Source organism: Paenibacillus montaniterrae (assembly GCF_018403185.1).
In the GTDB taxonomy this organism is placed as follows: domain Bacteria; phylum Bacillota; class Bacilli; order Paenibacillales; family Paenibacillaceae; genus Pristimantibacillus; species Pristimantibacillus montaniterrae.
Genome location: NZ_BOSE01000001.1, coordinates 608,115 through 635,005, shown reverse-complemented (window position 1 = coordinate 635,005; position 26,891 = coordinate 608,115). Strand labels below are relative to the sequence as shown.

The following is a 26,891-nucleotide window of genomic DNA, read 5'->3' as shown; positions in this document are numbered from 1 at the left end:
CAGCACATAAAAAGCTGTACATCATTAAAAATGGAGGGATGGAAATGGAGTTAATTCGCAGATATTTATGGCTTGTTTTTCTTTTACTCGGCATGATTGGCTTCCTGGTGGTATGGTTCGCTATTCCGCGCGAGCCGGAGATTGAAAAGCTGTGGCATCTGTATCTCAAGCTGGCCAGCTATGGCTGCATTCTTGGCTTTATCGCCTTTTTCCCGAACAAGCTGAAATATGGTTACTTGCTTGTTTATGCACCGTTTATTGTTTTTCTCGGCTACTTAATCCCGAGAGTCAGCTTCTTCGGTGTAACAGGAAACGTCATCGTAACCAATTTCGAAACGGTTGGCGAATGGTACACGCTGCTTTATTTGCTCGTCGTGCAAATGATTAATTTCTCCGTCGCTTTCGCGTATCGCATGGGGGGCGGAACACCTGGCAAAACGATCAAAATTTCACTGCTGGCCACGATCACGCTCTTCTCAGGATTTCTGGATTTGGCGTTTTACACGATTAACCCTGTTGAAATTCCAGAAGGCGGACTCATTTATGCGCATCACATCATTGTATTTTTGGGACATGCTCCGTCCTTTAACGAAACGATTATATTTGCGCTATGCCATATTCCGTTGTTTCTGCTCGTCGTGTTTGCACCGTTGGACAAATGGTTCGAGCGAATTTCCAAACGAGTTCAGAGCAGAGGGAAGAAGGAAGCAGCGCCAGTCATTACCTCGTAAGCTATGGAGCACAAGCGTATACTAGTGGCTGGAAAATGGCGGCAAGCCGCGACTGTCCTAGCCAAAATGAGGTCGTGGACTCGAAGCCCGAGCAGCGCTGCCTTTCTTAAAAACTTTGGCATCACCTTTATATTCAAGGCGTTGTCGCTTCTGTTAACGCTAATCGTCTATGTGCTTGCTGTTCGTGAGCTTGGCGTCATTACATGGGGGCAAATCGCGTTGATCGCCAGTGTTGCCAATATTATGCTGATTCCATTGACTTTTGGCCTGCATAATGGCGTCATCAAGTATGTTCCCGTCTCCACGAAGGAAGAAAGCAAGGAACTGATGGGAACTGCGCTTATTGCGAATCTCATACCATCATGCATGACTTCGATTTTGCTAATAGCAGCAGCGCCAGTTGTAGAAAGCTGGTTTGGCTTTCCGCTTATGAACTGGATTGCCGCGGTAGCGCTCGCTATGAGCATAAACCTTTATATTTTGACGGAATCGTTTCTCCGCGGTCAGCAGCTGTTTTTTCGCCTTGGCCTCTACAAGCTGATTGCATCTATTGTTTTTTTAGTCGGGACAGCGATTGGACTTTATATGCTGGGAGAAAGATCAATAACCAGCTATATGATTCCGTTGATTGTCCAAAATGTATATTTCTTTGTTCACGCGCTCCTCAAAAGCGGAATCTCTCCTTGGCGATACTCTTTCAAGCTATTAAAAAAGCTATTTTCCTATAGCTTATTTACGATGTTTTCCTGGCTCGTTTCTGCACTGCTGTTTACAAGCGACTTATTTTATGTAGCGCATTTTGGCGAGCAGTACGAGCTGGGTGTTTATTCGATCTACCAAAATACGATTCGCAATTTGTGCTCAGTGTTGTTTCATGATGTATTTGCTGTCGTGTTTATGCCTTTGATTGCTGCTTTAAATCGGCGAGATGTAGATGCAATGGTGATGAAGTACAGTGCACCTATATTTATGCTTATTTGGCTCGGCGCAGCCATGTTAACGACCGTACTCGTGTTGCTGTACGGCGTTCCGCTTACTTGGACTTATGTAGGCTTGACCTCAGCAGGAATAGCGATGAATATGATGTACCTGCTTATGACAACGGTTATTGCTATGGATGGGGTCAAGGCAGCCAGATGTGTGTTTGCTGCATTGGTTATTCCAATACCAGCTCTTCAGTATCTTCAATATGTGCTTGTAAAACATTGGGGAATGATTGGCGGGATGAGCTCTGTCATTGTCATTAACATCTGTTTGCTTATCGCGCTGCGGATAACGATACGATACTTTTACCACTTTCAATCCGTTCCCTTGGAAAGAGAGGGTTCAGCATGATCAAATTCAGTGTAGTTATACCTACCTATAATAATAAGGTGCTGCTTAATAATACGCTGGAAGCGTTGAATGACCAGCTTGATTTTGAGTCTAACACGTATGAAGTCATTGTTGTAGATGATGGCTCCAGCGACGATACGCTGCAGTATATTCAAGAAACACCGAGAACGTATATCTTCCATTATATTTATTTGGAGCGAACGCCGGATTCCTGCAGAGCAAGAGTACGCAATACAGGCTGGAAAAGGGCGCAGGGACAATTTGTAGTATTTTTAGACGCTGATATGATTGTCAAGCGAAATTATTTGCGAGAGCTGCAGCTCTATTTTGAGGTGAACAAGGAATTACTCGTTATTTCCTATCGCTTTATGTTAAAGGAGCCCATTGCGCTTGAGGATGTTCGCTCAGGGCAAATCTTCGAAAAAAACTACCGCACGCTTGATTATTTTGAAGCGCGTCACTTTGACAGTCTCGTTCATTCGTTTAATATTGCGACACTGAAGCATCCCTGGCACTGTGTATTTTCCTGCAATATGGCGCTGCCGAGAGCTGTATTAGAGCAGCTAGACGGATTTGACGAGAATTACAAGGGCTGGGGGATGGAGGATACAGATATCGGCTATCGCTGTTACCTGCTAGGAATGCGCATCGTCTCCCATCTTGGCATAGAGGCGCTGCATCAATATCATGGCGAAGCATTCGGCGATGTGAAAAATCAAGAGAAAATGATTGAATGGGATCAAAATATTGCGCGCATGTATCGAAAATTCCCATCTCTGCATAAGGAGCTGCCGCGCTGGCGCATCAATCTTGCTTATTTTACGCGTCGTGTCCCGCAAATACTGATGCGGCCGGCAAGATATATGAAAACCTATCATTTCACCGTTAAAAGCGAAGAGGAGCTGCCTCTCTTGAAGGAAAAGATTGAGGAGCTTTCCTCCAGGCCAGGAAATCTTGTTATTGTATGGGACGAGCTTGAATCTGCAGCGTTTCATCTATGGATTCAGCTGCTCGGCTATACAAGAAGTGAAGTGCGCTATTACCCGAAGTCGTTCCTGTTTGAACGAAAAGAAATCAAGCAGTTTTTAGGCAATGTATTTACATGGAAAAAGCTACTCGTTTTGAGCTTTAGGTGCATAAGGCTACTAAGCAGCAGGCTAACACGACGTTTTTCGCGCAGGCTTACCTTACAGTCAGCCAGGAAATAGGCTGCTTTTCCTTGCGCTTTACTTTAAGGAGGGAGGCGAAATAACGATGGAGCTAGGCAAAAATACGATTCCGTTGGAAGGCAGACCCGCTTTAATGGAAGTCGCTCTGTTATTGGTCAAGCAAATGAGGCCACGACAATGGAGCAAAAATCTTCTCGTATTTGGCGCATTTTTATTTTCAGCCGACAGCATGAACATGGAGGGCCTGATGGCCAGCTTTGTAGCATTTCTACTGTTTTGCTTCGTTTCCGGATGCGTATATATTTTGAACGATTATGTTGATCGGGAAGCGGATCGCCAGCATCCTGAGAAGGCCAAGCGTCCGATGGCCTCAGGAAGACTTAATCCGATGACCGCGCTGCTGTTTGGCGCAGTGCTGCTCACCCTTTCGCTGACAGCGGCATTTTTGCAGCATGTACCGTTCGGCTTTTTGCTCGCGGCTTATTTTATTATGAACGTATCCTATTCCTTAAAGCTGAAGCATATCGTTATTCTCGATATTATGATGATTGCAAGCGGCTTCGGCTTGCGGGCACTGGGAGGGGCGCTGGTCATCGATGCCGGCTTTACGTCTTGGTTTTTGATGTGCGTATTCTGCATTTCATTGTTTTTGGCAATAGGAAAGCGGAGGCATGAGCTGCTGCTGCTGGAGCATAACAAAGCCTCGCATCGCAAGGTGCTGGTCAGCTATTCCGAGACGCTGCTTAATCAGCTGTCGGGCATCGTTACTGCGATGACCATCATGTCTTATTCTCTGTATACCTTTATATCTGAGCACTCGATTTATTTGATGTGGACGATTCCTTGTGTGATTTACGGGATGTTTCGCTATCTTTATTTGATACATGTGCTGGGCAAAGGAGGGAAGCCAGAGGAGCTGTTGTATGAGGATAAAGGAATTCTTGCTTCAACGCTTGTGTTTGGCATTGCCGTTATCCTCATTCTAAAGGTTTAAGAGCCTGTTCAAGGCTCGAGAGAGCGCATGAGCTACTCTTGGCAGCTAACTGAGCAAAGGGGGAAAAGTCGTGTATATAATCGCGCCCTTCCTTGCCTGGGTTATCGCAGGCGGCTTGAAATATATAATCAATCATGTCCGCTACGGCAATGCGCGGGAGCGGATCGGCAACGGGGGCTTTCCAAGCAATCATACGACGATTATGACGACCACTGTTATGCTGATCGGCATGGAGGAGGGCTTCTCAAGCGCAATGTTTGGTCTGGGCGTTGCGATAACCTTCATCGTCATCATTGATGCTGCTGGCTTAAGGCGACATGTCGGTCGACATGCGAGAGTAATCAACCGCATGATAACTGATGATGAGAGGCTGAGAGAAAGCATGGGGCATAAACCGATAGAAATTGTCGGAGGGCTTGTGCTGGGCACGCTGCTTGCTTTGGCGCTCAGCTATGGCAAGGCATTGCTTTTGAGCTAACGCGCGACTGGAGGAGTGATTAGCTCCAACGGTAAAGGATTATAAATAGAGGTAGTTCAGATTGTCTGTTTTCACTGACTTTCTGAACTACCTCTTTTGAATGATAGATGAGTGCAGTTATTTGCTTTTCTCCGTTAGGAAGGTCAATATGACAAATAAGAGAAAGGCTAGCAGCAGCACGCTGCCGCCCACGATGAAAAAGACCAGCACAAACGTTTCATTCCAGGAAAAAGGATTGATGAAGTAAAGCCACATGCCCGCGGTCAGGCCGAAGGAGCCTATAATCGCACTCCAGCCGTGCAGCGTAACCAGCTTTTTGAATTTAATCGTGTACAGCTTGTAAAACACTCCCCAAGCGAATACCGAAAGCCAGCCTACCAGCAAAATATGCGCATGGATGGGGCGAAATTCATAGTCCATGCTGCCAGCCATATGTGACCCAAGATACGTTCCTATTAACCCGAAAATAGCTGCATACCTGATTAACCACAAGCTCCATTTTTGTTCCATAGTTATCCCTCTATTCTTTATTTTTAAATTGAACGGTAAAGCTGCTGCCTTTATTTACTTCACTAACAACGCTTACTTGTGCGCCAAGCAGCTTCGCGATTTGATCGACAATCGACAGACCGAGTCCGCTGCCATCTGATTTTCTGGCATGATCGACCTGGTAGAAGCGCTCGAAAATAAGCGCCAGATCCTGCTCAGCAATCCCCAGCCCCTCATCAGTAAACGAAACTTCAACGACATCGTTATGCGCACTGCATGCAACATGGATGCTCCCATTTTCCCGATTATATTTGATCGCATTAGTCAGCAAATTGTCCCATACATTCATAAGCAGCTCCTTGTCTGTAACAAGCTCGGCTTGCTCAAGCTTATAGGAAAGCTCGATGTTTTGCTCAGCGAGACGCCACTGATATCGACGCACCAGCTGCTTAAGCTGCTCGTCAACTCTTACTTTTTCCAGCTTAAGCGGATAACGATCCTGATCGAGTGAGGTAAGCAGCAGCAGCTGTTTTGTTAGATTAGCGAGGCGCTTTGCTTCTTCATTTATAATTTCTACATACATTTTCCGTTGCTGTGCCGTTACGTTTGAATCGAGAAGCAGCTCGGCATAGCCTTGAATATTGAGCAGAGGAGATTGAAAGTCATGCGATACATTGCTTATAAAAGCTTTTCTTGCTTCTTCATTATGCTTCAGCTGTACGCGCATGTCGTGAAAGGCTTCTATTAGCTGACCGATTTCGTCATTTCTCTTAATATTTAGCTCATAGTTAAAATTTTCATTGGACAATGCTTTTGTTGCTTCCGTGAGCAAAGTGATTGGGCGGATCAAATGCTTCGTCATCCATACGACGCCAATAATGCTTAAAACCATAACCGCCAGAATAAAGCCCAGCAATATCGTATGAAAATCCGAAAACAGCAGCTGGCTGCTAGGCTTCATAAATAGTGCGTATGAATTGTGCTCTAATGCAAGAGGGACGCCAACCGTATTTTCAAGAGCATTCGAGAAATGGTTCATCATCCAGAAGCTTTGCTTTCCTTCATAAAGCTCCCCGTTCAAGACAGCTTGCACAATAGCAGGCTCGATATGATAGCTGTCGAATGGATTTCCGAAATGCTCCTGGTTGCCTTGGCTGTCTACGATAAATAGTTGATAGCCCAGCTTGCTGACTGATTGCAGATACGGCTTGAGCGTTTCATAGTCGTGCAAATGCTCCATATTATCGACGATAGACTGGGCCGTCTTAATATTGTTGCTGGTTACCTTTTGCTGCGTATACACGACATATACGATGTTGGCCAAGGTAAGTCCGACGATGATGCTGACTGATAAAATCGTAATCGTAGCTACAATAAACTGCCGATATAATGTATTCATCCTATCCCTCTAATCGATAGCCGATGCCGCGAATCGTTTGAATTTCTACGTTGGCTCCGTGTTTTTTCAAACGGTCGCGGATGCGATTGATATGCGTATTCAAGGTCAGCTCGTAATCTGCGAGATCGTCTCCCCATGTACGTTCAATTAATTCTGAACGGGTCACCACTTTATTGGCGCGGCTGGCAAGCAGGCTTAACAATTCGAATTCCTTCATCGGAAACAGCAGCGTCTCATTTTGAATCGTGATTTCGTAATTTTGCCTGTCGATCGTCATATTTCCAAGCTGAATGAATGCCTCTACCATGCGATCAATCCGCCTTAATACGACTGCTACCCGGAACAAAAGCTCTTTAGGCTCGAAGGGCTTGACAATATAGTCATCCGATCCGGCTGTAAAGCCCTGTTCCTTGTCCGCCAATTGCCCTTTAGCCGTCAGCAAAATGACGGGGATTTGAAGATCCTGCGTCAGTATGCTTGTTAATTCATAGCCATTCATTCCTGGCATCATAACATCCACCACAGCCAGGTCAACCTGCTCATTTTCCAGAAATTGGAGAGCATGCTCGGCGCTTTCCGCACAAATGACCTGGTAACCCTCGCGCGACAAATGGATGCTGACGAGCTGTTGAATATTCGGATCATCATCGACAACAAGTATTTTCATTTGGTTTTCCTCGCAAATAGAAGAATTAAAGCCGGCAGCAGTACACCGCGCACTAAAAACGTATCCATGAGAATGCCGATTGCAACGATAAAGCCAAATATAAATAAGTCCGCAATAGGCATCGTTGTTAATGCAGCGAAGGTTGCTGCGAGAATGACGCCAGCCGAAGAGATGACGCCGCCCGTATTTCGAATCGCGATTTCAAGAGCGGTTTTCATGTTATGCTGCTTGCATTCTTCCAGGAAGCGGGAGATAAGGATGATATTATAATCAATCCCTAGCGCTACGAGGAATATAAAGGCATACACAGGAACTCTTGTGCTGATCGCCTCATAGCCGAACAAGATGTCGACGAGGAAAATTCCAAGCCCTAAAGCAGAGGCATATGAAATAATAATTGTAGCCATCATATAAAGCGGCATTTTCCAGGAACGAGTCAAGAAGAATAATAGTATTAAAATGAGCATCGTTTCTAGTACAGCGATTGTTACAATGTCCGCATTATTCACTGCTTTCTCATCAACAAGCTTGGCCGTTACTCCGCTAAAATGAATGTCAGATTGGGGAGCAAGCTCTGCTAACAGTTGATCTGATGAGCTGCGCAGTTCCTCAATAAAAGCAATTGCTTCACTGGAATAAGGATTCATTGATAGCGACATGGACAGTTGAACTGCCAGCTTATCCTCAGTATACCCAGAAACACGCACGCTTTGTACTTCGGTAAAGCTTGCAAGCCGCTCAGTTACAGCGTCTACTTGTTCCTCTGACAGCTCCTGCTTGCTTGTCAGCAAAACAGTAGTTGGGGCGAGATCGCCTTTGTTATACTTCGATTCTACGATTTCATAGCCAACTCGCGATGGCAAGTCCTGCGGGAACTTCTTAACTGAATCAAACTCATAATCAAGATTAAATACATTGAGTGCTGTGATGGCTAAAAAGATAGCTACGATTCCGCCAGATCGTGCTGGTTTATTTACGATGAATTTGGCGATTGGTCCCCAAAATTTATGCTTGATTTCCTTTTCTGTGCCGAACTGTGGAACCTTGGGCCAGAACGCCTTGCGTCCGAACAAGGTGAACAGCGCGGGAACCAGCGTAATGGAAGCCAGCATAATGACAAGCATGGCTGTTCCGAATACAGGCGCAAAATTTTGATAATCTCTAAAATTAGCCAGGAACAAGACGAGCATTGCCGCCAGCACGGTTCCTCCTGCAAATAAAACCGGCTCACCAGTTGCCCGCATCGCAAACTTCATCGCCTCATATTTGCTCTCGTAATGGTTCAGTTCTTCACGGTATCGTGAGAAAACGAATAAAGAATAATCGATGACGGCTGCAAACAGCAAAATACTCATAATCGAGGTCGTTGAGCTATTAATTTCAAGCCCTGCAGCGCCCATCAGCGCAACTGCCTGGTTGACAACCTGGTAGACAATAATGGTTGCTAGCAACGGAATAAAGGCAAGCAATGGCGAGCGATAGATGGCAATTAGTAAAATAAGTATAATGACAATGGTAGCTAGCAATAATACGAGATCCGCCTGTTCAAATAGCTTGACTGTATCACCAGCTATGCCTGCGGGACCTGTAATATAAAATGCTGTGCTGGAAAGCTCGCCGGCAATTTCCGTGCCAATTGCTGATGCGCTGTCGTTGATTTCAGAGTATTTGCTGTTTCCAAGGCCCGGATGCAAATTCATCGGAAGGATGATCGTTGTTCGATCCTCTGATATAAAATTTTGAATGACCGCTTCAGGCATTTGTGAAGGATTTACGATGCTCTCTATGCCTTCGATCTCGGCTGCAGCAATGCCATCTACAATTTGCTGTACTTCCGATAATTGAATCTCCCCATGCTCATTATGAAATACTAATATTCCCGGCATGCCTTGGTCATTGGGAAAGCTTTCTGCAAGCTTCTTTTCGGCTATGATCGATTGAGCGGAAGCAGGCAAAGATTGAAAGGTGGCTGCTTTATGGTCGCTCAATTTCGGTCCCGCACTAAGAGCGATCAGGACGACTAGCCAAACGATGATCGTGATTCGCATTCCCTTTTTCGTAGATACCCAATCCGTTACTTCCTGCAGTAGTTTACTCACGCATTCTCCTCCTTGTCTATATTCATCTGCGATTATACATAAGCTACATAAATGGAATATAAACTTGGAGTAGGGAGCGATTTGCATAGAGCATAATAAGAAAAGGCGTGTCTGGAATGTCAGGGAAAGCTGACAATCTAACACGCCACTTTTATGATTGAGTTGGTACCGGATGTTTAATCTAGCTGCATGTAATATAGATTGGTTACACTATCCTTCGTAATCGTATGCGTGCCAGCAGATACGGGAACGCTTACAATACCGTTTGTCATAGAATAGCTTGTTCCGTCAATTTTGATTTTGCTGCCATCTGCAGAGTTGAATACTAACGTCAGCGTTGAAGCTTTCGCAGCAGTAAACGTAATATTGGTCGAGCTTTCAATTTTCAAGCATTGTGTAAGTGTCAAGCCATTGTAGACAACAGTTCCTTTCGTTGTAGAAAGATTACCTTGAATATTAAAAAAGTTGCTTGCTGTTCCATCTGTTGTAAAGTTATGGGTATAGCCTGTTGCTGGAGTTGGTGTTGCCGATGGTGCAGGAGTTGCTGTTGGTACAGGTGTTGCCGATGGTGCAGGAGTCGAAGTTGGCACAGGTGTTGCCGTCGGTGCAGGCGTAGCAGTAGGCGTTGCTGTCGGCGCAGGAGTTGGAGAAGGCACTGATGGAGTAGAATTGCCTCCTACAGATACTAGCTGTGAAGTGTAGCTTCTTATTTTAGCCATCAATGGGGCATTAAGCGCGTATGAATCATCATCAATGGAATTGTTGAACGTCCAGGAGAAGTCTCCATGATTCAAGCGTCCCGCTTGCGATGTAACGATTTGTTCAACATTATTTACATGATCGATATCGGATGCATGTACTCCGAGATCGACGGTTGTATCGAAGTTGTTATAGGCTGTTCCGCCTTTCAAGGCTTTATATGTGCCAGGAACAGTTTCTGTTCGCGACGAAGCCAAGTAAGCATCGAAGGAGGTAGCATGAGCTGGAGCTGTTCCCGTATTGGAATTAGCGTAGATCAAGCTGTCAGCATCAACAATCAAGTTGTTGTACGCTTTAATCATGCCGCCGTTTTCGCCTGAGAACGTTCCTTCTCCCAGTGAGTCTGTACCTTGCAGCGAGCTCATCATCGGATATTTGGCGTTTCTAAAGTAGTTGGACTCTACGAATGCCGAGCCCCCGGTCGTAATGCCTACGCCGTACTTGGAAATGCCATCGAAGTAGTTATTGTAAATATGAACGGACGCTACTCTGATGCGTGGATGACGAGAGTCTGAATGATCAAACCAGTTATGATGGAAGGTAACAAAAAACTCCGCAGATTCGCTTAAGCCAACAAGAGAGGCTTTGCCGGAATCCCAGTAGTGATTATAGGATATCGTAATGTAGGTGGAGCCTTTTTTAAGGTCAGTAGAACCGTCGCCTTTCGCTTGGTCAGCGTCACCGCCAGCTGTTCCGTAAAAAATATCATTATTGTGGACCCACACATTCACATTGCCGGTATCCATTGAAATACCATCGTCCGGGAACAGCATAAAGCCGAGGTTGCGGACTTCCACGTTGCCAACATATCTGAGAAGCAGTCCCCAGCCGTAAGCATAAGCATCGTCCCCGATACCCTCAATCGTTATATTCATCTCGGCATAATTGTTTTTACCCTTCACTTGCAGATATCCGCTGCTGTTAAGCTGTCCGCTCAAATCATCATCTGTTACTTTTCCGATTATGCGAATAGCAAGCGGCGTTGTATCATAGCCCTTCTGTCTAAGCTGCAATATTTCGCCTAAACCAACACCGGTTTGCAGCTGGCCCGAGCTGTTGACTTTTACATCAAGCGTGACGGTTTGTGCAGTTTCAGATGTAATATACAGCACTTGTGTGCCATTTTTGAGCGTACCATTATCTTGATAAGCACCTGACCCTGTACCGTATGGTGAGTTTGATGAAAAAGCAAAGCCCGATCTGTCATAGGAGGAAACAGAGAGCGTACCGGTTACCGCGCTTAATTTGGAGCCGCCTGACAGGCGTGCTTCAACCTTCATAACATACTGTCCGGCTGCCAGACCTACAGCGTCAGCTCTCCACTTGGAAGGGTAGCGTCGAATTAGCTCATTGTCGAGCTGCTGATAGTGGGAGTCCGAAGCATTTGCTGGTTTGACATAGACATTATATCCTTCTGCATTACTGAAAGGCGCCCATTCCACATAGGCGGTTTCATTCCAGCCACCGCTGTTAGTAATTGAAAGACCTGCAGCCTGTACTGAAGAATTAGACATTGCGCTAGAAATTAAAGAAAACGCAAGAGAGAACAATAGAGCGATACTTGTTAGATTTACCAATCTCTTATTCAAATAAATCCCTCCCATAATATTGTCTAAGGCCATTTTGAAACCGTTTGCAAAAAGCCTCGAAGTTGTTTTTCATCACCTCTTTTCAGCATGAATATTGCAAGAGCGCTCAAGCAATCTAAGCATAGCAGTCTGGAAAACAATACGGAAATAATCATTTGCTCATATCGCGCTAATCCTGCGACGGTTACGAGCGCTTGGTAATCGCTTCGCAAAATTTCTGAGCTAATGATTATCCAAGTGGATGGGATGACACTTTTGAGCTCTATATTATAGGAAATCGAAGAATAAGTGAGGGAGATTTGAAAAGATCCTTCCAGTTAACCACAAATTAAAAGCATCAGCTCCGGAACAAAGCATTCCGAAAAACGACTGGAGGATGCTTTGTTCCGGAGCGCTGAATTCCGAGAACTTTTATTTGGCCGCCAAATTCATTTCGACACACATTAAAATAAAAGCGCCGGCTCCGTGCAGGTCGTTTTCGCTGGTTGGACGTGCGATGTAATGAGCGTAGTCGCCAATTCCTGTTCCGATGCAAATGTTGCCAATGACAACGTGACCGTTCTCGTCAAGCTTTAAGGTATCGATTACGCCATGATAGCCTTTCCAGGCATATTCCATATATTTCGCGTCCAGATAGCCGCAGCGAACAGCTTTGGCAATGGCATGTACAAATAGTGATGTGCAGGAGTTTTCCAGCCAATTATCCGGGCGGTCGCCTTTGTCGATGACTTGATACCATAAGCCGGTAGCGGAATCCTGAAACTTCGTCAATGCAATTAGCAGATCCTGAACGATCGCCACCAGCTTTGCTTTATCAGGATGATCTTCTGGCAAGTGCTCGAACATTTCCAATAAGGCGACGGGATACCAGCCAATTGCACGCCCCCAAAATTCTGGTGCGAGTCCGGTTTCCGGATCTGCCCATGCGGCTTGCTTCGTTTCATCCCAGCCATGATACAGCAAGCCGGTAGCAGCGTCCTTAGTATGCTGCTCCATAAGAAGAGCCTGGAAGGTCATCATATCGAAATATTCGTATTGGCTGAAGGTTTTGGCAAATTGAACGGCGATCGGGCCTGCCATATATAAGCCGTCAAGCCACATTTGATTCGGATAGTGTCCTTTATGCCAGAAACCGCCTGAAGCATTTGTCGGCCAAGATTTCAGCAAGTGAACCAAGGTGTGCAGCGCTTTTTTGTAGCGTTCATCTCCTGTCAGTTCGTAAAGATTAAACAGAAGCACGCCTGGCTGAATATCATCAAGCTCATCGGATTTGAACTTTTTTATGCTGCCGTCTTCAAGCACTTGACTGTCGACCCATCGTTTAATGTAATCGAGCAGCTTTTGTTCTCCAGTTTGGCGCCAGCATTTTTCCATCCCGGATAGAAACACGCCCTGATGGTAGTGGAAGCGGTCGGGTGGTAAATTTTCTGGCTCGAATTTGGCCATTAACGCCTCGCACGCTTTTTGCGCCCATTGAATAGGGGTCATAACGGATGTGAAAGCTTGCATCAATAATCTCCTCCTTTTTTGCTGTAATGCTATTCTAGCATCGGAGGATGTACATTTTTTGCGAATTTACCTGCTTTCTTCTTATTTCTTGCTGTATAATAAACTGGATAAGGAAGGAGGGCGGTAAAGCGTGGAGCAGCTTTATTATGAAAATCAAGCCGGTACTTTCATCGTTTCCCATCGAAAAGCGCTAAGCCACCATATGCCGGCCAGTCATTTTCACAGCACATACGAGTTTTACTATCTAATGTCTGGCCAGCGGGAATTTTTCATTCAGGATCGTACGATTGCGATTAATGAAGGGGATATCGTCATTATTGCGCCTAATATTTTGCATCGGACGACGAATGCAGAATCGCCGAAGCATGAGCGGCTTATTATAAATATACATGAGCACTATTTTTCGCAGGATGGTTCACATCGAGCAGTGCTTCAGCCTTTGCTGGAGCATGATTATATCATTGTGAAAGCGGCGTTGCGCGACCGGCTGTTGATTGAGTCTTTGGCTCGAGCAATTATACAGGAAACGAAGGAGCAGGGAGTCGGCTTTGAATTGTTTGCGCAGACACTGGCTGTACAGCTGCTAATTATTTGCTGCAGGCATGTTATGCAGCATGCTATGGAGCCTATGGCCGCGCCAAGCCCGATGCATGAAAGAATTTCGGAGATTGTTCGTTATATTAACGAGCATTATATGGAAAAGCTGTCGCTCCATATGCTGGCGGAAAAGTTTTATATTAGCCCGTTTTATTTGAGCCGATTCTTTAAGGAAGCGACCGGCTTCGCATTTGTGGAGTACGTTAACAGTGTCCGCATTATGGAAGCAAAGAAGCTTCTGGAGAGCTCTACGATGAAGGTGAATTTGATTGCCAAAAAGGTGGGCTTTGGCAGTGTCACGCATTTTGGCCGGGTATTTAAGGAGGTAACGGGCAACGCTCCGCTATACTACAGGAAAAGCTAATAAGCATTAATTACTTCATAAATTTTCCGGCATCCTTAATACGAACCTTTGCATGACAGTTGACTTCAATGTCAGGGTATACTTCATCCCAATTTAAGTCGCTCCACTGCTCATAGCTCAGCACGTTTCTAACATATTTTCCAAGTCCAAAACTGTCCACTTTCTGCTCCTGCACGGTTTTAATCATTTCTTCGGCCTTTATTTTGGCATAGTCGGATATAAGCTGTTCGACTTTGTTGCGGTCGGAACTACTATTAATATCAAGATTACCGATATATTCCAACACCGAACCGGTTACATCAATATATACATCGACTTTAAACGGGGCCCCAACCTTGCTGGGTGCTGCCTTTACTTTTCGTTTGCTGACTAAGGAGCTGAACATTACCTTTTCATTCTCTCTCCCTACCTCGGACAGATTGATGCTAATTTCTCCGTGTGTAAAATTGCCGCGTAAAAAAGCGAAGATTAAAGCTTGGCTCGGCTCGATTTTCATCACATAATGATCATCCTTAAAGAGGGCAATTCCATCAACTATGATGTCATCGCCATTTATTCTAATCATTGGTGCAACAGGATCGATGCCATCATCCAAGTAATCCTTAGTAAATTCATGAATGCTGCTTTTTGGAATGGTAGTTGCCTGTTCCTCTTTTTCCAACATCCTATCAATAAATTGCGCGGTTCGAGGGTGCTGGGGATACTCTTTAACTAACAGCTCATGTGCGTTCCCGTTAACTACCGTAATTTTCGTTCTTGGAGAGATGGACGGGTCACGCACTAAAAGTATCGATCTGTTCCCAAATTCCTTGTTTTGCCAGGCTTAACCCAAAAAGTGAATTCCGCAATTGGCCGCTTACGAGCATTAATTCGGTTTGTCTTGAAAGATCATATCTTCCTTCCTTAGCGGTAGAGGATACAGCCGTTAGTACTTGTCTTCTGCCATCCCCACTCCCAGTGCCAGACTCGGGCCTTGGTATGGAAATACTAATCATTAATTTGCGATCCGATTCATCTTCATCCGTTTCAATCAGGTCATAGCTTACGGTATGGGTAAATCCAAGCCGCTCCAGAACCCGCTGATCGCCGCAACCAGCCAAGAGCAGAGCGATTATGAAGATAATACTTATTCTTAATCGATTAGACATGTTTTTTTCCACCTTTGCTAAGGAGCAAAATGATTAAAAGAAACAGCGGCAAGCCGAAAGCAATTCCAATTTCCATATATCCTAAATATTTTATCCATAGCTCAACCTCGTTCAATACATCAGGAATCCAGGCAACTGCAAAGGCAATACCTACAATTGTTCCTGCAAGCCATTTGGAATTTGCTCGCGGGATAACTCTATGTACCGTTTCTTTTGCTGCCCATATGTATGCGACTATCGTTATTAACGTTGTAAACAAAAATAATGAAAAGATAATATTGTCGACTCGTTCAACAAAAGGAAACTTGATTTGTGCTAGTAAGTCAATAACCGGATACTTCATTCCTTGTAGCTGATTGAAGCTGTAGAAACCGAAGCATGTCAAGCTTACCGTTATATACGTTATAGCCGTTAACAAATTTCCGATATGAACAGCCTTTATAAAGCTTTTGTTTTTCTCTACATAAGGGAATAGCAGCAAAGCAAGCTCATATCCTAAAAAGGATGAAAATATACTTAAACCTCCGAGAAAAAAATCTGTGGATTCCTGAAAAAAGAAAGGGGTCAGGTTCACCCACTGAAAGTTTTTAACGAAAAAAAGCAGCAGCAGCAATGTCCATATGACTAACCAGAAAAAGCTTGTCGCTGCTTTAGAAATATTGTAAATCCCTTTAATGATTAATAAGTAAGCAAGGACATCTACGAGAAATTTCATAAACATCGGGTGCGTTGTCGGAAAAACAAATGCCTGGAAAATAAATACATACTGCTTTGCTACCAAGCATCCAAGCATGGTCCATACAGATACCAGGATGAAATAAAGGGGGAGTACGATCACCTTTGGCAATGCCTGCTCAATAATTTGAAAAATCGATTTCCCGTTGCTTAACCGATAAACCAAGGAAATAAGATAAATATTCAGCATCACTACACCTGTGTATGCGAACAGTGTTATCCAGCCGTTATATCCCATATGCTGTGCTAGTAGCCGTGGGAGGGAGAAGATAATGACCCCCGTTTGAATCATATACACGAGCAAGCTTACATGAAATGGATACAACTTCTCTTTCATCATGATCCCCCAGTTATTTCTTCATTCCAGTTTTCAACTTGTTTGGAGATTTCGACTGTGAAGGTCTGCCACGCATTGCCCAAAAAGGAGCGCGAATAAACATATCTCGCCAATCCTTGAAATTAAACGGTGAAACGGGCGTCATATAGGATGAGGTTAAGCTTGTCAGCCCAGATAAATGAATAACAATATATGCAATCCCGATCGCAATTCCCAAGTCGCCTAATATCCCTGCCATAATAATTAATCCAAAGCGGATTAAACGAATGGATGCGCTCATAACGTAGCTCGGAATAACAAAGGATGCAATAGCAGAAGAGGCTACAGCAATAATTAGAATGTTGCTCGTAAACCCTGCCTGTACAGCAGCCTGGCCAATGACGATACCGCCAACGATACCGATGGTCTGACCGATCTTCGTCGGCAGTCTGGCTCCTGCTTCTCTTAACAACTCAATCGTTAGCTCCATCAATAATGCCTCATACAAGGGAGGGAAGGGAACTCTGCTGCGTGATTCAGTTATGATTAACAGCAGTGATTCAGGGATCATTTCGTAATGAAATGTAGTAATCGATACGTATAAGGCTGTAAATGACAATGTTATGACCAAAGCGAGAAACCGTAATATGCGAAGGGATGAGCCAAGCAGCCAACGTTGATAATAGTCGTCAGGCGAAGCAAAAAATTCAAAGAACGATGAAGGGGCGGTAAATACTGAAGGACTGCCATCCAGAATCCCGACAATTCTTCCTGCAACCAGCTTGGAGACTGCTGCATCAGTTCGTTCGGTTGTTGAGAATAAAGGAAAAAGGGAGTTTGGATAATCATCAATGTACTGAATGAGCATATTGCCATCATGTACAGCATCCACCTCGATTAATTCGATACGTTTAACTAACTCCTTAACGTAATCCATGTTAACCAAGCCGTCGATATATAGAATATACACATCATTTTTAGTGATCTCGCCAACCTGCAGCTTTAGTACCTTTAGATGCGAGCTTTTTACTCTTTTTCTTATGAGCGATATATTGGTGGTTGCTGTCTCGATGAAAGAATCATGCGGGCCGGTTATAATGGTTTCTGTTTCAGATTGCTGAATAGAGCGTGATTTGGGCTTGCTGACGTTGACTAAATAAACATTTGCATAGTGGAATATAGCGACCTCGCCGTTTAGAATTCCTTTAATAAGCTCCTTTGAGTCTGTAATTGGCCGGAATTGGCTTCGTTTAAATAGCTCCTGAGCTTGATATTGTTGAATATGCGTCAAAGGCTCAATAACGTCGCGAGTAAATTCATCATTTCCGATTAAATGCTCAAAGTACACAATGCTAACATGAAGTTCAGGAAAGGTGCGGTAAACGAGATCGACGCAATCCTTAAAATTATCCAGCGTATGCCCAAGTGTAGGTGGTACAGTATCTTCTTGCTCGCTACTACTAATATCGTTTGGCTCAATACTATTGGCATATGTTGAATGATTCACGTCAGGAGATTTTTTCATAGCTGCAGCCCTGCCTCAATATCTGTTATCTTCAACGTTTCCCTTATCGTTTCCCTTTAATGCGAAATTATACCTTTTGATTCCAATAAGCGATGGGCCGTTCATTTTTGCTTGACGAGCATAATGCCAATGGCTATAACAGCAAGACCAATCCAGATTTTCCATGTCGGCATTTCCTTCATAAACCAATAGCCCATCCATACAGAAATGAGCACCTCCATACATTTTGCGATGATCAGAATATAGCCTAATTGCTGAACGGCTTTTACGCCAAACTTGACTCCGTATCCAATGCATAGATTAGCAATAAGAAACAGAGGCAGCATTAGAAGCTGGAACTTCAATGTGGACCAAAATTGCGGGTCAATATGCTTGCTTTGATAAGAAAAAATAATGTTAATGCAAGTTAGTCCAATGAACATAAGTGCAAAGCTTATAATGTATACCATATAATCCTCCTTTAAGCATTGATGCACTTAATGTTTCCTATAGGCAAAACTTTTATCCGAGTGCATAATTGACGGACGTTGGTGTTCTTACGCACTATAACAAGAAATTGGATCGCACATATGCTTCAAGTTTACAAAACTGGTATAATAAAGTATCAATTGTGCTTCTAAGGAGGAAAGCTTGTGAATCGCTTTATGATCATGACGGTCGGCAAAACTCATAGTGGAAAAACAACGTTTGCGAATCAATTGGAAGCAGAGCTTAGGCATGCTGTAGTGATAGATCAGGATAATCATGCGGAATTTATAAATAAGCACTATGTGAAGCTGCGTCCCACTGCAGGAGCCAATACATTGAAGTTTGCTGTCACGAATGCAATTGTCGAGTATGCTGTGCAGCAGAGCCATGTGCACATTATTTTAAGCAACTCGAATCTATCAAAGCATGGGCGCTCGAATATGCTTCGTTACTTTCATGATCATGGATTTGTTCGTATTATTGTCTATTTTGATTTGCCAATTGAGCTGCTTAAAGAACGAGTCGAGCATTCACAACGAACGAAAGAAATTTTTCGCTCTGCCTCAAGCTTTCTGGAAGTGCTTGAGCGCCAAGAAAGAATGGGGTTAGACGAACCAGCCGAAAATGAAGCCGACCATTTGTTTGTGATGAAGAGCCCGAATGAAGCTGCAGATATTATAGATCAGATCAAAGCTTTAGCTTGTTAGGAAGCAGTTGAATAAAACAGACAATGAACTAGTAAAAGGGGCATAATCCTATGACTCATCCTAAAATGATATTAATTACAGGAATAATGGCGAGCGGAAAATCAACGGTTGCGCAAAGACTTGCGGAGCAGTTGAACAATTCTGTTCATTTGCGCGGAGATATTTTTCGTAAAATGATTGTAAACGACCGAAGAGAAGTACACCCAGACGCTAATGAATCTCAGCTGGAACAATTGCGATTGCGGTACAGGCTTACTGCGCAAGCAGCGGATTCTTACATTGAAGCAGGATTTTCAGTTATTGCACAAGATGTTGTCGTTGGACCAATGCTTGCAGATTTTATTTCATACGTGCGTACTCGTCCCTTGCATGTCATCGTCCTGTCGCCAAACCCGGATGTTGTGGCGTTGCGGGAAGCAAACCGAGCAAAGAAAGGCTATGGCATATGGACGGTTGAAGCATTGAATGATGTTCTGCAGCATGAAACACCGAGAATTGGGCTATGGCTCGACTCCTCGTATATGACTACTGAGGAAACGGTGACTGAAATATTGCAAAGATTGGATGAGGCTGTAATTGCAAACTAGCATCGCTAAGTATTATGAGAGAGCGAAACTGTCAGTTGAGAGGGAAAAGAAATGCAGATTGGGTTGATGCGACATTTTAAAGTCGTTGCTCCGCAAGCGAAAACGTTTATGTCTGCTCCCGAGTTTAAAGAATGGGTTGAACGATATAACAACGCGGAAGTGGAGTGTACACAATGGAATGCAAACGATGATATTGAGTGGAACTTATGCTACTCAAGTGCGTTGCCAAGAGCGATTAAAACGGCACAGCATATTTATACGAATGAGATTTATATTCGGGATCAGCTCAATGAAATCCACATCGCTCCGATAGTTGAAGCACGATTAAAATTACCGTTGTCGCTGTGGCTCATTGCCGGAAGAATAGGCTGGCTGATGAACCTGTCCAGCCAAGAGCGAAAAATGGACACATTGTTCAGAACAGCAGCAATAATAGATGAAATTGAGAGCCTGACAGATAATAGCACGAATGTTTTAATCGTGACTCATGGCGCTTTAATGACGGTATTAAGTCGAGAGCTTAGAAAAAGAGGGTATACCGGAAGGGTTATAAATAGACCGAGCAATGGGACTATCTATACGTTTTCCAGACATCTTGACTGAAGTAGCGCTCCGACTCTAATTAACTATAAACAGGGAGATGATTGAGTTGCTAGAAATAGTAGATGTAACAGCGGACAATGTACACGAAAAAGGCTTTTTTTGCATGCGCAGCAAGCCGAAATCTGAAGGGTACAAAAGAAAGCTCTCCTGGCTGTTGAAACGGTTCGAAGAGGGTTTGAAACTGAAAGTAATAGAGGAGGATGGTCAGCCAAAGGGCTTCATCGAGTACTTGCCGATTGAGCATGCTTGGCGAACGGTTGAAGGCGAAAATTATTTGTTTATTCATTGCCTCTGGATTGTAGGCAGAAGCAAAGGCAAGGGCTACGGTAAACTATTGCTGAATGAATGCTTGGACGATGCAAGACGAAGCCATAAATCAGGAGTCGCGATTATGACGAGCAGCCAAACATGGCTGGCAGATCAACAATATTTTATTAAAAACGGGTTTGAATTAGTAGATCATGCTCCACCAAGCTTTGAGCTGCTTGTACATCGGTTTGATGATAAACCGCATCCAGTTTTCATTCATGGCTGGGAGGATAGAGCTGCAGCATATAGTGAAGGGATAACTGTATTTGCATCGGATCAATGTCCGTACATTTACGATGCAATTGCGACAATTTTGGAGGTAGCAGAGGAACGAAATCTGCAAGCAAACGTTATTCATCTTGAAAGCGCGCAGAATGCCAAACAAGCCGTATCTGCATACGGCGTATTTAATGTTACGTTTAACGGGAAATTGTTAACCTATCATCCTGTTCATAAAAGAGAGTTGAATAAATTACTGGATCAAGCGTTGCAGCTTTAAATTATGCCCGCCTAAGATGACTGATCGGATGGCGGCGCAACGCTAAAGAAAGGGGAATAAGCAATGGCAGAGCCTTCGGCCAATATCCAAGCTGTATTTATAGATCGCGATGGAACGATTGGTGGAACCGGACATTTTATTCATCCAAACGCATTTAAGCTGTACGATGGCGCTCAAGAAGCGATACATCTATTAAAACAGACCGGGCTTAAGCTGTTTGCATTTACGAATCAGTACAGAATTTCACGTGGCGAGGCGACTATTCAGGAGTTCGAACAACAATTCAAGCAATTTGGATTTGATCAAGCATATATATGTCCGCATGAAGAGGAATGTACTTGCAGGAAACCTAAACCTGGAATGCTGCTGCAGGCTGCAGCACAGCATCATTTGGATTTAAGCAAATGCATTGTTATTGGCGATGTAGGCGATACCGACATGCTTGCAGCTCAAGCAGTAGGAGCCAGAAAGATAATCGTGCGAACAGGTTGGGGAGAAGCTTCCTTAACAACATATAGACACAAGTGGCTCGAAGCAGAGCCTGATTACATCGCTAACGATATATTGGATGCAGCCAACTGGATTTTAGACAACAAAGACAAGCTATAATCATTTTACTTTTTTACGTACTCTATATGAATCTATTAAACGATAGAACCGAGCCACTCGAGAGTGGCTCAAGAATAACTAACACTTACAGCGCGCAAAGCTCGATTTCGAAGCCAAGATCTTCAATCATTTGATGATCGAGCGCTGTTTCCTGACCAGATGTTGTAAGATAGTCGCCAACGAAAATTGAATTGACGGCATAGAGTGCAAGTGGCTGGAGTGATCGCAGGCTTATCTCCCGTCCTCCAGCTACCCGAATTTCCTTGTCAGTGCAGACGAAACGAAAAAGCGCCAGCACCTTCAAGGCAAACAGAGCAGGCGTGCGCCCCGTTCCAGCTAGAGGCGTTCCTTCAATCGCATGCAGGAAATTGATTGGAATGGAGTCAGCGCCAAGCTCTCGCAATGCAAATGCCATCTCTACAATATCAGTTAGTCGTTCACCCATGCCAATAATGACACCAGAGCAAGGGGACATGCCGGCCTGCTTCACGGTTTGCACGGTCTCTTCGCGCTGCTCATAGGAATGAGTGGTTGTAATAGCGGTATAATGGTCGCGGCTCGTATTCAAATTATGATTGTAGCGAGCGACACCAGCTTCTGCCAAACGCTCAGCTTGACCAGGCTTCAATAAGCCTAGGCAGGCGCATATTTTCAAGGGCATGGTTGCTCGAATTTCACGTACCGCCTCAATTACTTGCTCGAGCTCGCGATTGCTAGGCCCTCTGCCGGAGGCTACAATGCAGTAGGTTCCCGCCTTGCGCTTTAATGCCTCCTGCGCCCCTGCCAGCAGTGTATCCTTGTCGAGCATAGAATATTTGCTTACAGGAGCTGAGGAAACGATGGATTGTGAACAATAGCCGCAATCCTCGGGACAAAGCCCGCTCTTGGCATTTATGATCATATTCAGCTTAACCTGCTTGCCATAATAGTGCTTGCGAATTTGATAAGCTGCATAAAGAATCGGCAGCACCTCCTCATCGTTTACCTCTAGTAATGCCAGCGCCTCACTTTGCGTTATTGCTTGTCCCTGCAGAACCTGATTTGCGAGCTGATTCCAATTCGTTACGCACATCTGCTTCGCATATTGCTTCATCATAAATTCCCCCTCAGCCAGCTCATAAATAAGTTTAGTTTTATTGTTAACCAATTATAAAATGAATTAGGTTAACAATTAGACTTTAGCAAAATTATCCTTGCTTGTAAAGAGAGCCTTTAAAAGCTTGAAAAGTGCAAATAGATTGCATTAAAGCATTGGTTAAAAATACGTATTTATGTAAAATGGTAGAAGAAGGCAAACTATAGATTTAGTAAGAGCGCTGTCGTCTAATCGGAGGAAAGAGAGAGGATTATTATGAAAGAAAAATATGTAACTATTCATAGACTGCCAACTGTCAATGAGTATAAAAAAATTAGCGATGCTGTAGGTTGGACCGACTTTATGAATTACGAAGTAATAGGACAATCTTTGAAGCAGTCACTTTTTGGGGTGGTTGTTCAATATTATGATGAAATCGTCGGGATGGGAAGAGTCGTTGGGGATGGACATATCTATTTTTACATTCAAGATATCGCAGTCATGCCGCAACATCAAGGAAGCGGCATCGGTAACTTTATTATGGATGCGATAACGGCATACTTAAAAGAACATGCGCCTGAGAAATCATTCGTTGGCTTGTTCGCCGCTAAAGGGAAGGAACCGTTCTATAATAAATATGGATTTAATAAGCATGATGGCATGACCGGAATGTTCGGCGTCGTGCATGGCAGTACGATTATGTAAGTCTAGCCATTTTGAAAGGGTCCGGGATATTTACTTGTCAGCTAGGATAACTTGACGGGATTCAGCTAAGCGATTTCGGCTTTTTACCCGAAGACAGTAAATAAAAACTTGTTTTCGCTCACGTTCGATAAGGAGGCTTGAGTTGGAGTAGGAGCACCAATAGACTGCCCACCCTGCGTGGGTAAGACATTCTAGCTACTTCGATTTTCACGCGTGCACGGGACTACCAGAGGCTCTAGGTCAATGCAATTACTAGGCTCTGGTAATTCACACTCTTTACTTGACAATCTTAAAGGAGGGGATTAAACGTGTTAGATAAAATTAAAGATTCATTATTAGATCCATCAGTAGCATTTAGCGGATATGTATTAACTTTATTAGGAAATATAAAAGCTTTGCAATTTAAGATATTTGCTCATACATCTATTGAAGAATTAAGTTTTATGAGTAGGAATATTAAAGTGTTTCGTAAATTATTATTAAATGTGAGTTTATCTTTATTCCTCTGTATATATACCGTATTTCTGTTCACATTAGATTTTGATGTTATTAATTTATATACTCTAGTTTCTCAGTTTAATTTCACAATATATATAAGCATATTCCTATTTACGTTAATATACCTGATCATATTGTTAATCCCATTTATACAGAAAAAAGTTGCTGAATTAATAATGGTTAATCGAAAGTCAAGAAGGAAGCATTCATCTTTTGTATTAATTACAATATGCATGATGTTAACATACTCGCTATGTGTCTTGTTTTTATATGCAATTATTGTCATTAACTATTTAAAGGCGCGTTCAATAGACCTACTAGGGAGTGCACCAGAAGAATTTGATTTTTTATTATCTAGTGCATTATATTCCCCGAAAATAGTTTTTCAACTGCTATTCTTTACATTACTATGTATTTTATTTCTTTCATTATTACCATTTATATCAAAATACTTAGCTGATTCTGAAGTCGTAATCTGTATAACATTTAAGGATAACACAATATTGGAAAATAAACATATAATTAATCCTAACGTCAGAAATGGTATTCTTGTCTCAGATTCTAAAGACTCATTTTCTAAAAAGATTTACATCCCAAATGAAAATATTAAAAAGATAGACTTTTTAATCATACAATATTTTTTAGGTATAGATGAGACTACAATAAAACCTGTTACCACCAACAAAAATAAACTCGTATCGGAACTCATAAATCTTAGTGAAAAAGAAAAAAAAGTTGTAGAAGATATACTTCAAAATAGCATGAAGTGTCAAGAAACAAAAACTACTGTTTAACAAATGATATCTAATAGCGAATGCACTCACTAAAAAATCGCAATTAATATTGATTGATACAAGTACTAATTCACATCACAGCGACACGATATCGTGGTTCTCAAGATCATCATTCAGATCGAATTGTTGTTAGGAGCATTTGGCAATACCGATGCATTGTTGGAAGCGATATTAATTAAGTACAAAAAAGCGCCAGCGTTACTTTCTAATGCAGGCGCTTGTTCATTGTGCGAGTTATGTTTCGAATATATCGTTGATATTAATTTCAAGCCCTTCGAAAATATAAGAGCGCAACACTTCATTTGAGCGATAAGTGGCATATTCGCTAATATTATAATTATCGAAGCTATATATTAAAACGGAAAGCTTGTCAGGATCAACGACCCAAAATTCCTTAACCCCTGATAGCATAAATGTATTTAGTTTATCAATCATATCCTTAGAGCGGGTGCTTTTTGATAAAATTTCGATACAAAGCGAGGGAGTGCCCATATATCTATCCTTTTCATTCACAGCCTCATCAAAATCACAAGCAATGAGCAAGTCCGGCTGCATAACATCAGGTGTGTCTAGATCCTTTTTATAGAAATGTACATCAAAAGGAGCGTAAAAAACTTTGCACTTTTTTCCTTTGAAATAGGCTCGCAGCTGAACGTGCAAATTCCCGGAAATATCTTGGTGAAATGTACTTGGAGAAGCGAGCAAAACAATTTCTCCATTAATATACTCCATGCGCAGCTCACTATTTTCGTAAATTTCCATAAACTCTGCATAGGACACCTTTTTACCGCCATATTGATAATCCTGTGCGCGTTCCTTCACTGTAAAATATCGTTCGATTTCAGAAATGTATGGCGTCAATCGTGCAAACTTCGTTCCGTTTTTTGTGATGACAACTTCGTTATTGGCGGCAGTATAGTCAAGATATTTGCCCAAATTTGCTTTAAGCTCAGTCGCTGTAATGACCTTTGTTGTATCCTTCATTTCGATCACCTCACAACATAATAATTGAACGAACCGTACGACTATTTCAGAGCATCGTGCGCTTGAAAAAAATACATCGTACGATAATCATATCATATCGTACGATGTATAGTAAAGTGTTTACTTAGCTGGAAATGAAGCTGCTTTATGCGATAGGCGTTCCGTTCGGCACAGCCTCATCAGGCCGAAGCAGAATTACGTCGCCAGCCTCTGGTGTGCCTCCGATAACAAGCACCTCTGATTTAAATCCTGCGATTCGTCTCGGCGGGAAGTTGACGACGGCGACAACCTGACGACCTATCATTGCTTCAGGTGTATATCGCTTTGTAATTTGTGCGCTAGAGTTTTTAATTCCGAGCTCGCCAAAATCAATTTTCATCTTAATTGCTGGAACTCTTGCTTCGGGAATGGCTCAGCGGCTATGACTGTGCCGATTCTCAGGTCGATTTTAGAAAAATCCTCAATTGTAACCATAAGCATATTCCTTTCCTTCTATAGCTCACAGGCGACGCCGTCTCCGTCTCGATCCAGCTTTTTGCTGTATCCAGGGTCACCTTCATATAATGGAGTGACGCCTGCTGCATGTGCCTCTGAGCAATTTTTGTACACAATGTCAGCTGCTTGCTTATCTTTTTCGCTCGTCAGCAAATCCTCATCAAGCTTTAATTCAGAATCATCGGATCCGCCAAACAAGTTTTTAGGCTTTGTTACAATAAATAATACTTTTTCGCCATCCTCATAAGCAGATAGTTGATGGCCGACCCAGCTGCCAGCACCGCGATTATCACTTGAGTTGACATACGCTACACTGGCTCCTTCACCACCTTCAGCGCACATCGCCATTGGCCATTCGTCACGGTCATAGCCTTCTCTTGTACTAATGCCCTTTAAAGACTGCTTGCGCCGTTCATCTGCGCCATCCCGGTCAATTGTGCAAACATCCGAATGTCCGTTTTCAATAGCAGAGTATATATGAAGTGCTGTCTCGGGATAGCTGTCGCTCGGAAATTCAAGCACATAGTCGTACTCGTCTGGTTCAGTTTGCACGGGAGAGGCAGCTTGATCATCAGCCTGCCCGTCTAGCGATTTCTGAACTTGTTTCTGTCCAATACCGGTTGTGTGGTCATTATTTTCGCTTGCTTCTGTTGCG

Annotated in this window: 27 protein-coding genes and 2 pseudogenes; 13 read left to right on the top strand and 16 right to left on the bottom strand. The window is 43.3% G+C overall.

Going from position 1 to position 26,891, the window contains the following annotated elements:
* The first annotated feature begins 44 nt into the window (after positions 1 to 44).
* The 5 genes from KJS52_RS03000 to KJS52_RS02980 all read left to right on the top strand — a co-directional run bounded on the left by KJS52_RS03000 (position 45) and on the right by KJS52_RS02980 (position 4,707).
* The gene (locus KJS52_RS03000; protein WP_213513137.1) at positions 45 to 731 is read left to right on the top strand and encodes a hypothetical protein; all 687 of its coding nucleotides are present in this window, start codon (positions 45 to 47) and stop codon (positions 729 to 731) included.
* Positions 732 to 734: 3 nt separating this feature from the next.
* Entirely contained in the window at positions 735 to 2,066 is a 1,332-nt protein-coding gene (locus tag KJS52_RS02995) for an oligosaccharide flippase family protein (RefSeq protein ID WP_213513136.1), read from the top strand.
* Positions 2,063 to 3,274, top strand: coding sequence for a glycosyltransferase family 2 protein (locus KJS52_RS02990; RefSeq protein ID WP_213513135.1), 1,212 nt, complete (start codon positions 2,063 to 2,065; stop codon positions 3,272 to 3,274). The genes KJS52_RS02995 and KJS52_RS02990 overlap by 4 nt, the downstream gene beginning before the upstream one ends.
* Positions 3,275 to 3,320: 46 nt before the next feature.
* Complete coding sequence (locus tag KJS52_RS02985; protein WP_213513134.1) at positions 3,321 to 4,229, top strand: decaprenyl-phosphate phosphoribosyltransferase; 909 nt, start codon at positions 3,321 to 3,323, stop codon at positions 4,227 to 4,229.
* Between the two features lie 70 nt (positions 4,230 to 4,299).
* Entirely contained in the window at positions 4,300 to 4,707 is a 408-nt protein-coding gene (locus KJS52_RS02980; RefSeq protein ID WP_246563075.1) for a divergent PAP2 family protein, read from the top strand.
* A gap of 117 nt (positions 4,708 to 4,824) precedes the next feature.
* On the opposite strand, the gene KJS52_RS02975 is transcribed toward KJS52_RS02980, so the two are convergent.
* The 6 genes from KJS52_RS02975 to KJS52_RS02950 form a co-directional block, all read right to left on the bottom strand.
* On the bottom strand, positions 4,825 to 5,217 hold the full coding sequence (locus tag KJS52_RS02975) for a hypothetical protein (protein WP_213513133.1): 393 nt from the start codon (positions 5,215 to 5,217) through the stop codon (positions 4,825 to 4,827).
* A gap of 10 nt (positions 5,218 to 5,227) precedes the next feature.
* Positions 5,228 to 6,595 (bottom strand): sensor histidine kinase, encoded by a 1,368-nt coding sequence (locus KJS52_RS02970; protein WP_213513132.1) that lies wholly within the window; start codon positions 6,593 to 6,595, stop codon positions 5,228 to 5,230.
* Between the two features lies 1 nt (position 6,596).
* A complete protein-coding gene (locus KJS52_RS02965) occupies positions 6,597 to 7,262 on the bottom strand; it encodes a response regulator transcription factor (protein WP_213513131.1) in 666 nt (221 codons plus the stop codon).
* Complete coding sequence (locus tag KJS52_RS02960; protein WP_213513130.1) at positions 7,259 to 9,361, bottom strand: MMPL family transporter; 2,103 nt, start codon at positions 9,359 to 9,361, stop codon at positions 7,259 to 7,261. The genes KJS52_RS02965 and KJS52_RS02960 overlap by 4 nt, the downstream gene beginning before the upstream one ends.
* A gap of 176 nt (positions 9,362 to 9,537) precedes the next feature.
* Complete coding sequence (locus KJS52_RS02955) at positions 9,538 to 11,724, bottom strand: pectate lyase family protein (RefSeq protein WP_213513788.1); 2,187 nt, start codon at positions 11,722 to 11,724, stop codon at positions 9,538 to 9,540.
* 396 nt (positions 11,725 to 12,120) lie between these two features.
* Positions 12,121 to 13,218 (bottom strand): glycoside hydrolase family 88/105 protein, encoded by a 1,098-nt coding sequence (locus KJS52_RS02950; protein ID WP_213513129.1) that lies wholly within the window; start codon positions 13,216 to 13,218, stop codon positions 12,121 to 12,123.
* 130 nt (positions 13,219 to 13,348) lie between these two features.
* Here KJS52_RS02950 and KJS52_RS02945 point away from each other — a divergent pair, with 130 nt between their 5' ends.
* Positions 13,349 to 14,179: an AraC family transcriptional regulator gene (locus KJS52_RS02945; RefSeq protein WP_213513128.1), complete on the top strand. Its 831-nt coding sequence runs from the start codon at positions 13,349 to 13,351 to the stop codon at positions 14,177 to 14,179.
* A gap of 10 nt (positions 14,180 to 14,189) precedes the next feature.
* Here the strand turns inward: KJS52_RS02945 and KJS52_RS02940 are convergent, their stop codons facing one another.
* The 5 genes from KJS52_RS02940 to KJS52_RS02920 form a co-directional block, all read right to left on the bottom strand.
* The gene (locus KJS52_RS02940; protein ID WP_213513127.1) at positions 14,190 to 14,960 is read right to left on the bottom strand and encodes a Ger(x)C family spore germination protein; all 771 of its coding nucleotides are present in this window, start codon (positions 14,958 to 14,960) and stop codon (positions 14,190 to 14,192) included.
* Positions 14,953 to 15,327, bottom strand: coding sequence for a Ger(x)C family spore germination protein (locus tag KJS52_RS02935; protein ID WP_213513126.1), 375 nt, complete (start codon positions 15,325 to 15,327; stop codon positions 14,953 to 14,955). The genes KJS52_RS02940 and KJS52_RS02935 overlap by 8 nt, the downstream gene beginning before the upstream one ends.
* The gene (locus KJS52_RS02930; RefSeq protein WP_213513125.1) at positions 15,320 to 16,399 is read right to left on the bottom strand and encodes a GerAB/ArcD/ProY family transporter; all 1,080 of its coding nucleotides are present in this window, start codon (positions 16,397 to 16,399) and stop codon (positions 15,320 to 15,322) included. Before KJS52_RS02930 ends, KJS52_RS02935 begins: the two co-directional genes overlap by 8 nt.
* 13 nt (positions 16,400 to 16,412) lie before the next feature.
* Positions 16,413 to 17,885 carry a spore germination protein gene (locus tag KJS52_RS02925; RefSeq protein ID WP_246563072.1) on the bottom strand — a complete coding sequence of 491 codons (1,473 nt, stop codon included), beginning with the start codon at positions 17,883 to 17,885 and terminating at the stop codon, positions 16,413 to 16,415.
* Positions 17,886 to 18,004: 119 nt separating this feature from the next.
* Positions 18,005 to 18,352 carry a hypothetical protein gene (locus KJS52_RS02920; RefSeq protein ID WP_213513123.1) on the bottom strand — a complete coding sequence of 116 codons (348 nt, stop codon included), beginning with the start codon at positions 18,350 to 18,352 and terminating at the stop codon, positions 18,005 to 18,007.
* 183 nt (positions 18,353 to 18,535) lie between these two features.
* Here KJS52_RS02920 and KJS52_RS02915 point away from each other — a divergent pair, with 183 nt between their 5' ends.
* The 5 genes from KJS52_RS02915 (at position 18,536) to KJS52_RS02895 (ending at position 21,685) form a co-directional block, all read left to right on the top strand.
* A complete protein-coding gene (locus KJS52_RS02915) occupies positions 18,536 to 19,078 on the top strand; it encodes an ATP-binding protein (RefSeq protein WP_213513122.1) in 543 nt (180 codons plus the stop codon).
* A 50-nt stretch (positions 19,079 to 19,128) separates the two neighbouring features.
* The gene (locus tag KJS52_RS02910) at positions 19,129 to 19,665 is read left to right on the top strand and encodes a P-loop nucleotide/nucleoside kinase family protein (RefSeq protein WP_213513121.1); all 537 of its coding nucleotides are present in this window, start codon (positions 19,129 to 19,131) and stop codon (positions 19,663 to 19,665) included.
* Positions 19,666 to 19,731: 66 nt separating this feature from the next.
* Positions 19,732 to 20,268: a phosphoglycerate mutase family protein gene (locus tag KJS52_RS02905; RefSeq protein ID WP_213513120.1), complete on the top strand. Its 537-nt coding sequence runs from the start codon at positions 19,732 to 19,734 to the stop codon at positions 20,266 to 20,268.
* 46 nt (positions 20,269 to 20,314) lie between these two features.
* Positions 20,315 to 21,076 (top strand): GNAT family N-acetyltransferase, encoded by a 762-nt coding sequence (locus KJS52_RS02900; RefSeq protein ID WP_213513119.1) that lies wholly within the window; start codon positions 20,315 to 20,317, stop codon positions 21,074 to 21,076.
* A 63-nt stretch (positions 21,077 to 21,139) separates the two neighbouring features.
* On the top strand, positions 21,140 to 21,685 hold the full coding sequence (locus tag KJS52_RS02895; RefSeq protein ID WP_213513118.1) for an HAD-IIIA family hydrolase: 546 nt from the start codon (positions 21,140 to 21,142) through the stop codon (positions 21,683 to 21,685).
* 85 nt (positions 21,686 to 21,770) lie between these two features.
* Here KJS52_RS02895 and bioB read toward each other — a convergent pair whose 3' ends face one another.
* Positions 21,771 to 22,757 (bottom strand): biotin synthase BioB, encoded by a 987-nt coding sequence (gene bioB / locus KJS52_RS02890; RefSeq protein WP_213513787.1) that lies wholly within the window; start codon positions 22,755 to 22,757, stop codon positions 21,771 to 21,773.
* Positions 22,758 to 23,036: 279 nt separating this feature from the next.
* Here bioB and KJS52_RS02885 point away from each other — a divergent pair, with 279 nt between their 5' ends.
* The gene (locus KJS52_RS02885) at positions 23,037 to 23,465 is read left to right on the top strand and encodes a GNAT family N-acetyltransferase (RefSeq protein WP_213513117.1); all 429 of its coding nucleotides are present in this window, start codon (positions 23,037 to 23,039) and stop codon (positions 23,463 to 23,465) included.
* 308 nt (positions 23,466 to 23,773) lie between these two features.
* Entirely contained in the window at positions 23,774 to 24,757 is a 984-nt protein-coding gene (locus tag KJS52_RS02880) for a hypothetical protein (RefSeq protein ID WP_213513116.1), read from the top strand.
* 234 nt (positions 24,758 to 24,991) lie between these two features.
* On the opposite strand, the gene KJS52_RS02875 is transcribed toward KJS52_RS02880, so the two are convergent.
* The 4 genes and pseudogenes from KJS52_RS02875 to KJS52_RS27250 all read right to left on the bottom strand — a co-directional run.
* Entirely contained in the window at positions 24,992 to 25,741 is a 750-nt protein-coding gene (locus KJS52_RS02875; protein WP_281425539.1) for a type II toxin-antitoxin system prevent-host-death family antitoxin, read from the bottom strand.
* A gap of 145 nt (positions 25,742 to 25,886) precedes the next feature.
* Positions 25,887 to 26,215 (bottom strand): annotated as a pseudogene (gene csaA / locus KJS52_RS02870) (chaperone CsaA).
* 18 nt (positions 26,216 to 26,233) lie between these two features.
* Positions 26,234 to 26,350, bottom strand: coding sequence for an excalibur calcium-binding domain-containing protein (locus KJS52_RS27255; RefSeq protein ID WP_246563177.1), 117 nt, complete (start codon positions 26,348 to 26,350; stop codon positions 26,234 to 26,236).
* A 99-nt stretch (positions 26,351 to 26,449) separates the two neighbouring features.
* Positions 26,450 to 26,851: pseudogene (locus tag KJS52_RS27250) on the bottom strand (NucA/NucB deoxyribonuclease domain-containing protein); the annotation flags it as partial.
* Positions 26,852 to 26,891 lie beyond the last annotated feature (40 nt).

Coding starts and splice junctions, on each gene's coding strand:
- KJS52_RS02965 (WP_213513131.1), bottom strand. CDS start 7,262: ATGAAAATACTTGTTGTCGATGATGATCCGAATATTCAACAGCTCGTC.
- KJS52_RS03000 (WP_213513137.1), top strand. CDS start 45: ATGGAGTTAATTCGCAGATATTTATGGCTTGTTTTTCTTTTACTCGGC.
- KJS52_RS02955 (WP_213513788.1), bottom strand. CDS start 11,724: ATGGGAGGGATTTATTTGAATAAGAGATTGGTAAATCTAACAAGTATC.
- KJS52_RS02905 (WP_213513120.1), top strand. CDS start 19,732: ATGCGACATTTTAAAGTCGTTGCTCCGCAAGCGAAAACGTTTATGTCT.
- KJS52_RS02935 (WP_213513126.1), bottom strand. CDS start 15,327: ATGTCTAATCGATTAAGAATAAGTATTATCTTCATAATCGCTCTGCTC.
- KJS52_RS02895 (WP_213513118.1), top strand. CDS start 21,140: ATGGCAGAGCCTTCGGCCAATATCCAAGCTGTATTTATAGATCGCGAT.
- KJS52_RS02930 (WP_213513125.1), bottom strand. CDS start 16,399: ATGAAAGAGAAGTTGTATCCATTTCATGTAAGCTTGCTCGTGTATATG.
- KJS52_RS02950 (WP_213513129.1), bottom strand. CDS start 13,218: ATGCAAGCTTTCACATCCGTTATGACCCCTATTCAATGGGCGCAAAAA.
- KJS52_RS02990 (WP_213513135.1), top strand. CDS start 2,063: ATGATCAAATTCAGTGTAGTTATACCTACCTATAATAATAAGGTGCTG.
- KJS52_RS02875 (WP_281425539.1), bottom strand. CDS start 25,741: ATGAAGGATACAACAAAGGTCATTACAGCGACTGAGCTTAAAGCAAAT.
- bioB (WP_213513787.1), bottom strand. CDS start 22,757: ATGTGCGTAACGAATTGGAATCAGCTCGCAAATCAGGTTCTGCAGGGA.
- KJS52_RS02995 (WP_213513136.1), top strand. CDS start 735: ATGGAGCACAAGCGTATACTAGTGGCTGGAAAATGGCGGCAAGCCGCG.
- KJS52_RS02970 (WP_213513132.1), bottom strand. CDS start 6,595: ATGAATACATTATATCGGCAGTTTATTGTAGCTACGATTACGATTTTA.
- KJS52_RS02920 (WP_213513123.1), bottom strand. CDS start 18,352: ATGGTATACATTATAAGCTTTGCACTTATGTTCATTGGACTAACTTGC.
- KJS52_RS02885 (WP_213513117.1), top strand. CDS start 23,037: ATGAAAGAAAAATATGTAACTATTCATAGACTGCCAACTGTCAATGAG.
- KJS52_RS02985 (WP_213513134.1), top strand. CDS start 3,321: ATGGAGCTAGGCAAAAATACGATTCCGTTGGAAGGCAGACCCGCTTTA.
- KJS52_RS02975 (WP_213513133.1), bottom strand. CDS start 5,217: ATGGAACAAAAATGGAGCTTGTGGTTAATCAGGTATGCAGCTATTTTC.
- KJS52_RS02910 (WP_213513121.1), top strand. CDS start 19,129: ATGACTCATCCTAAAATGATATTAATTACAGGAATAATGGCGAGCGGA.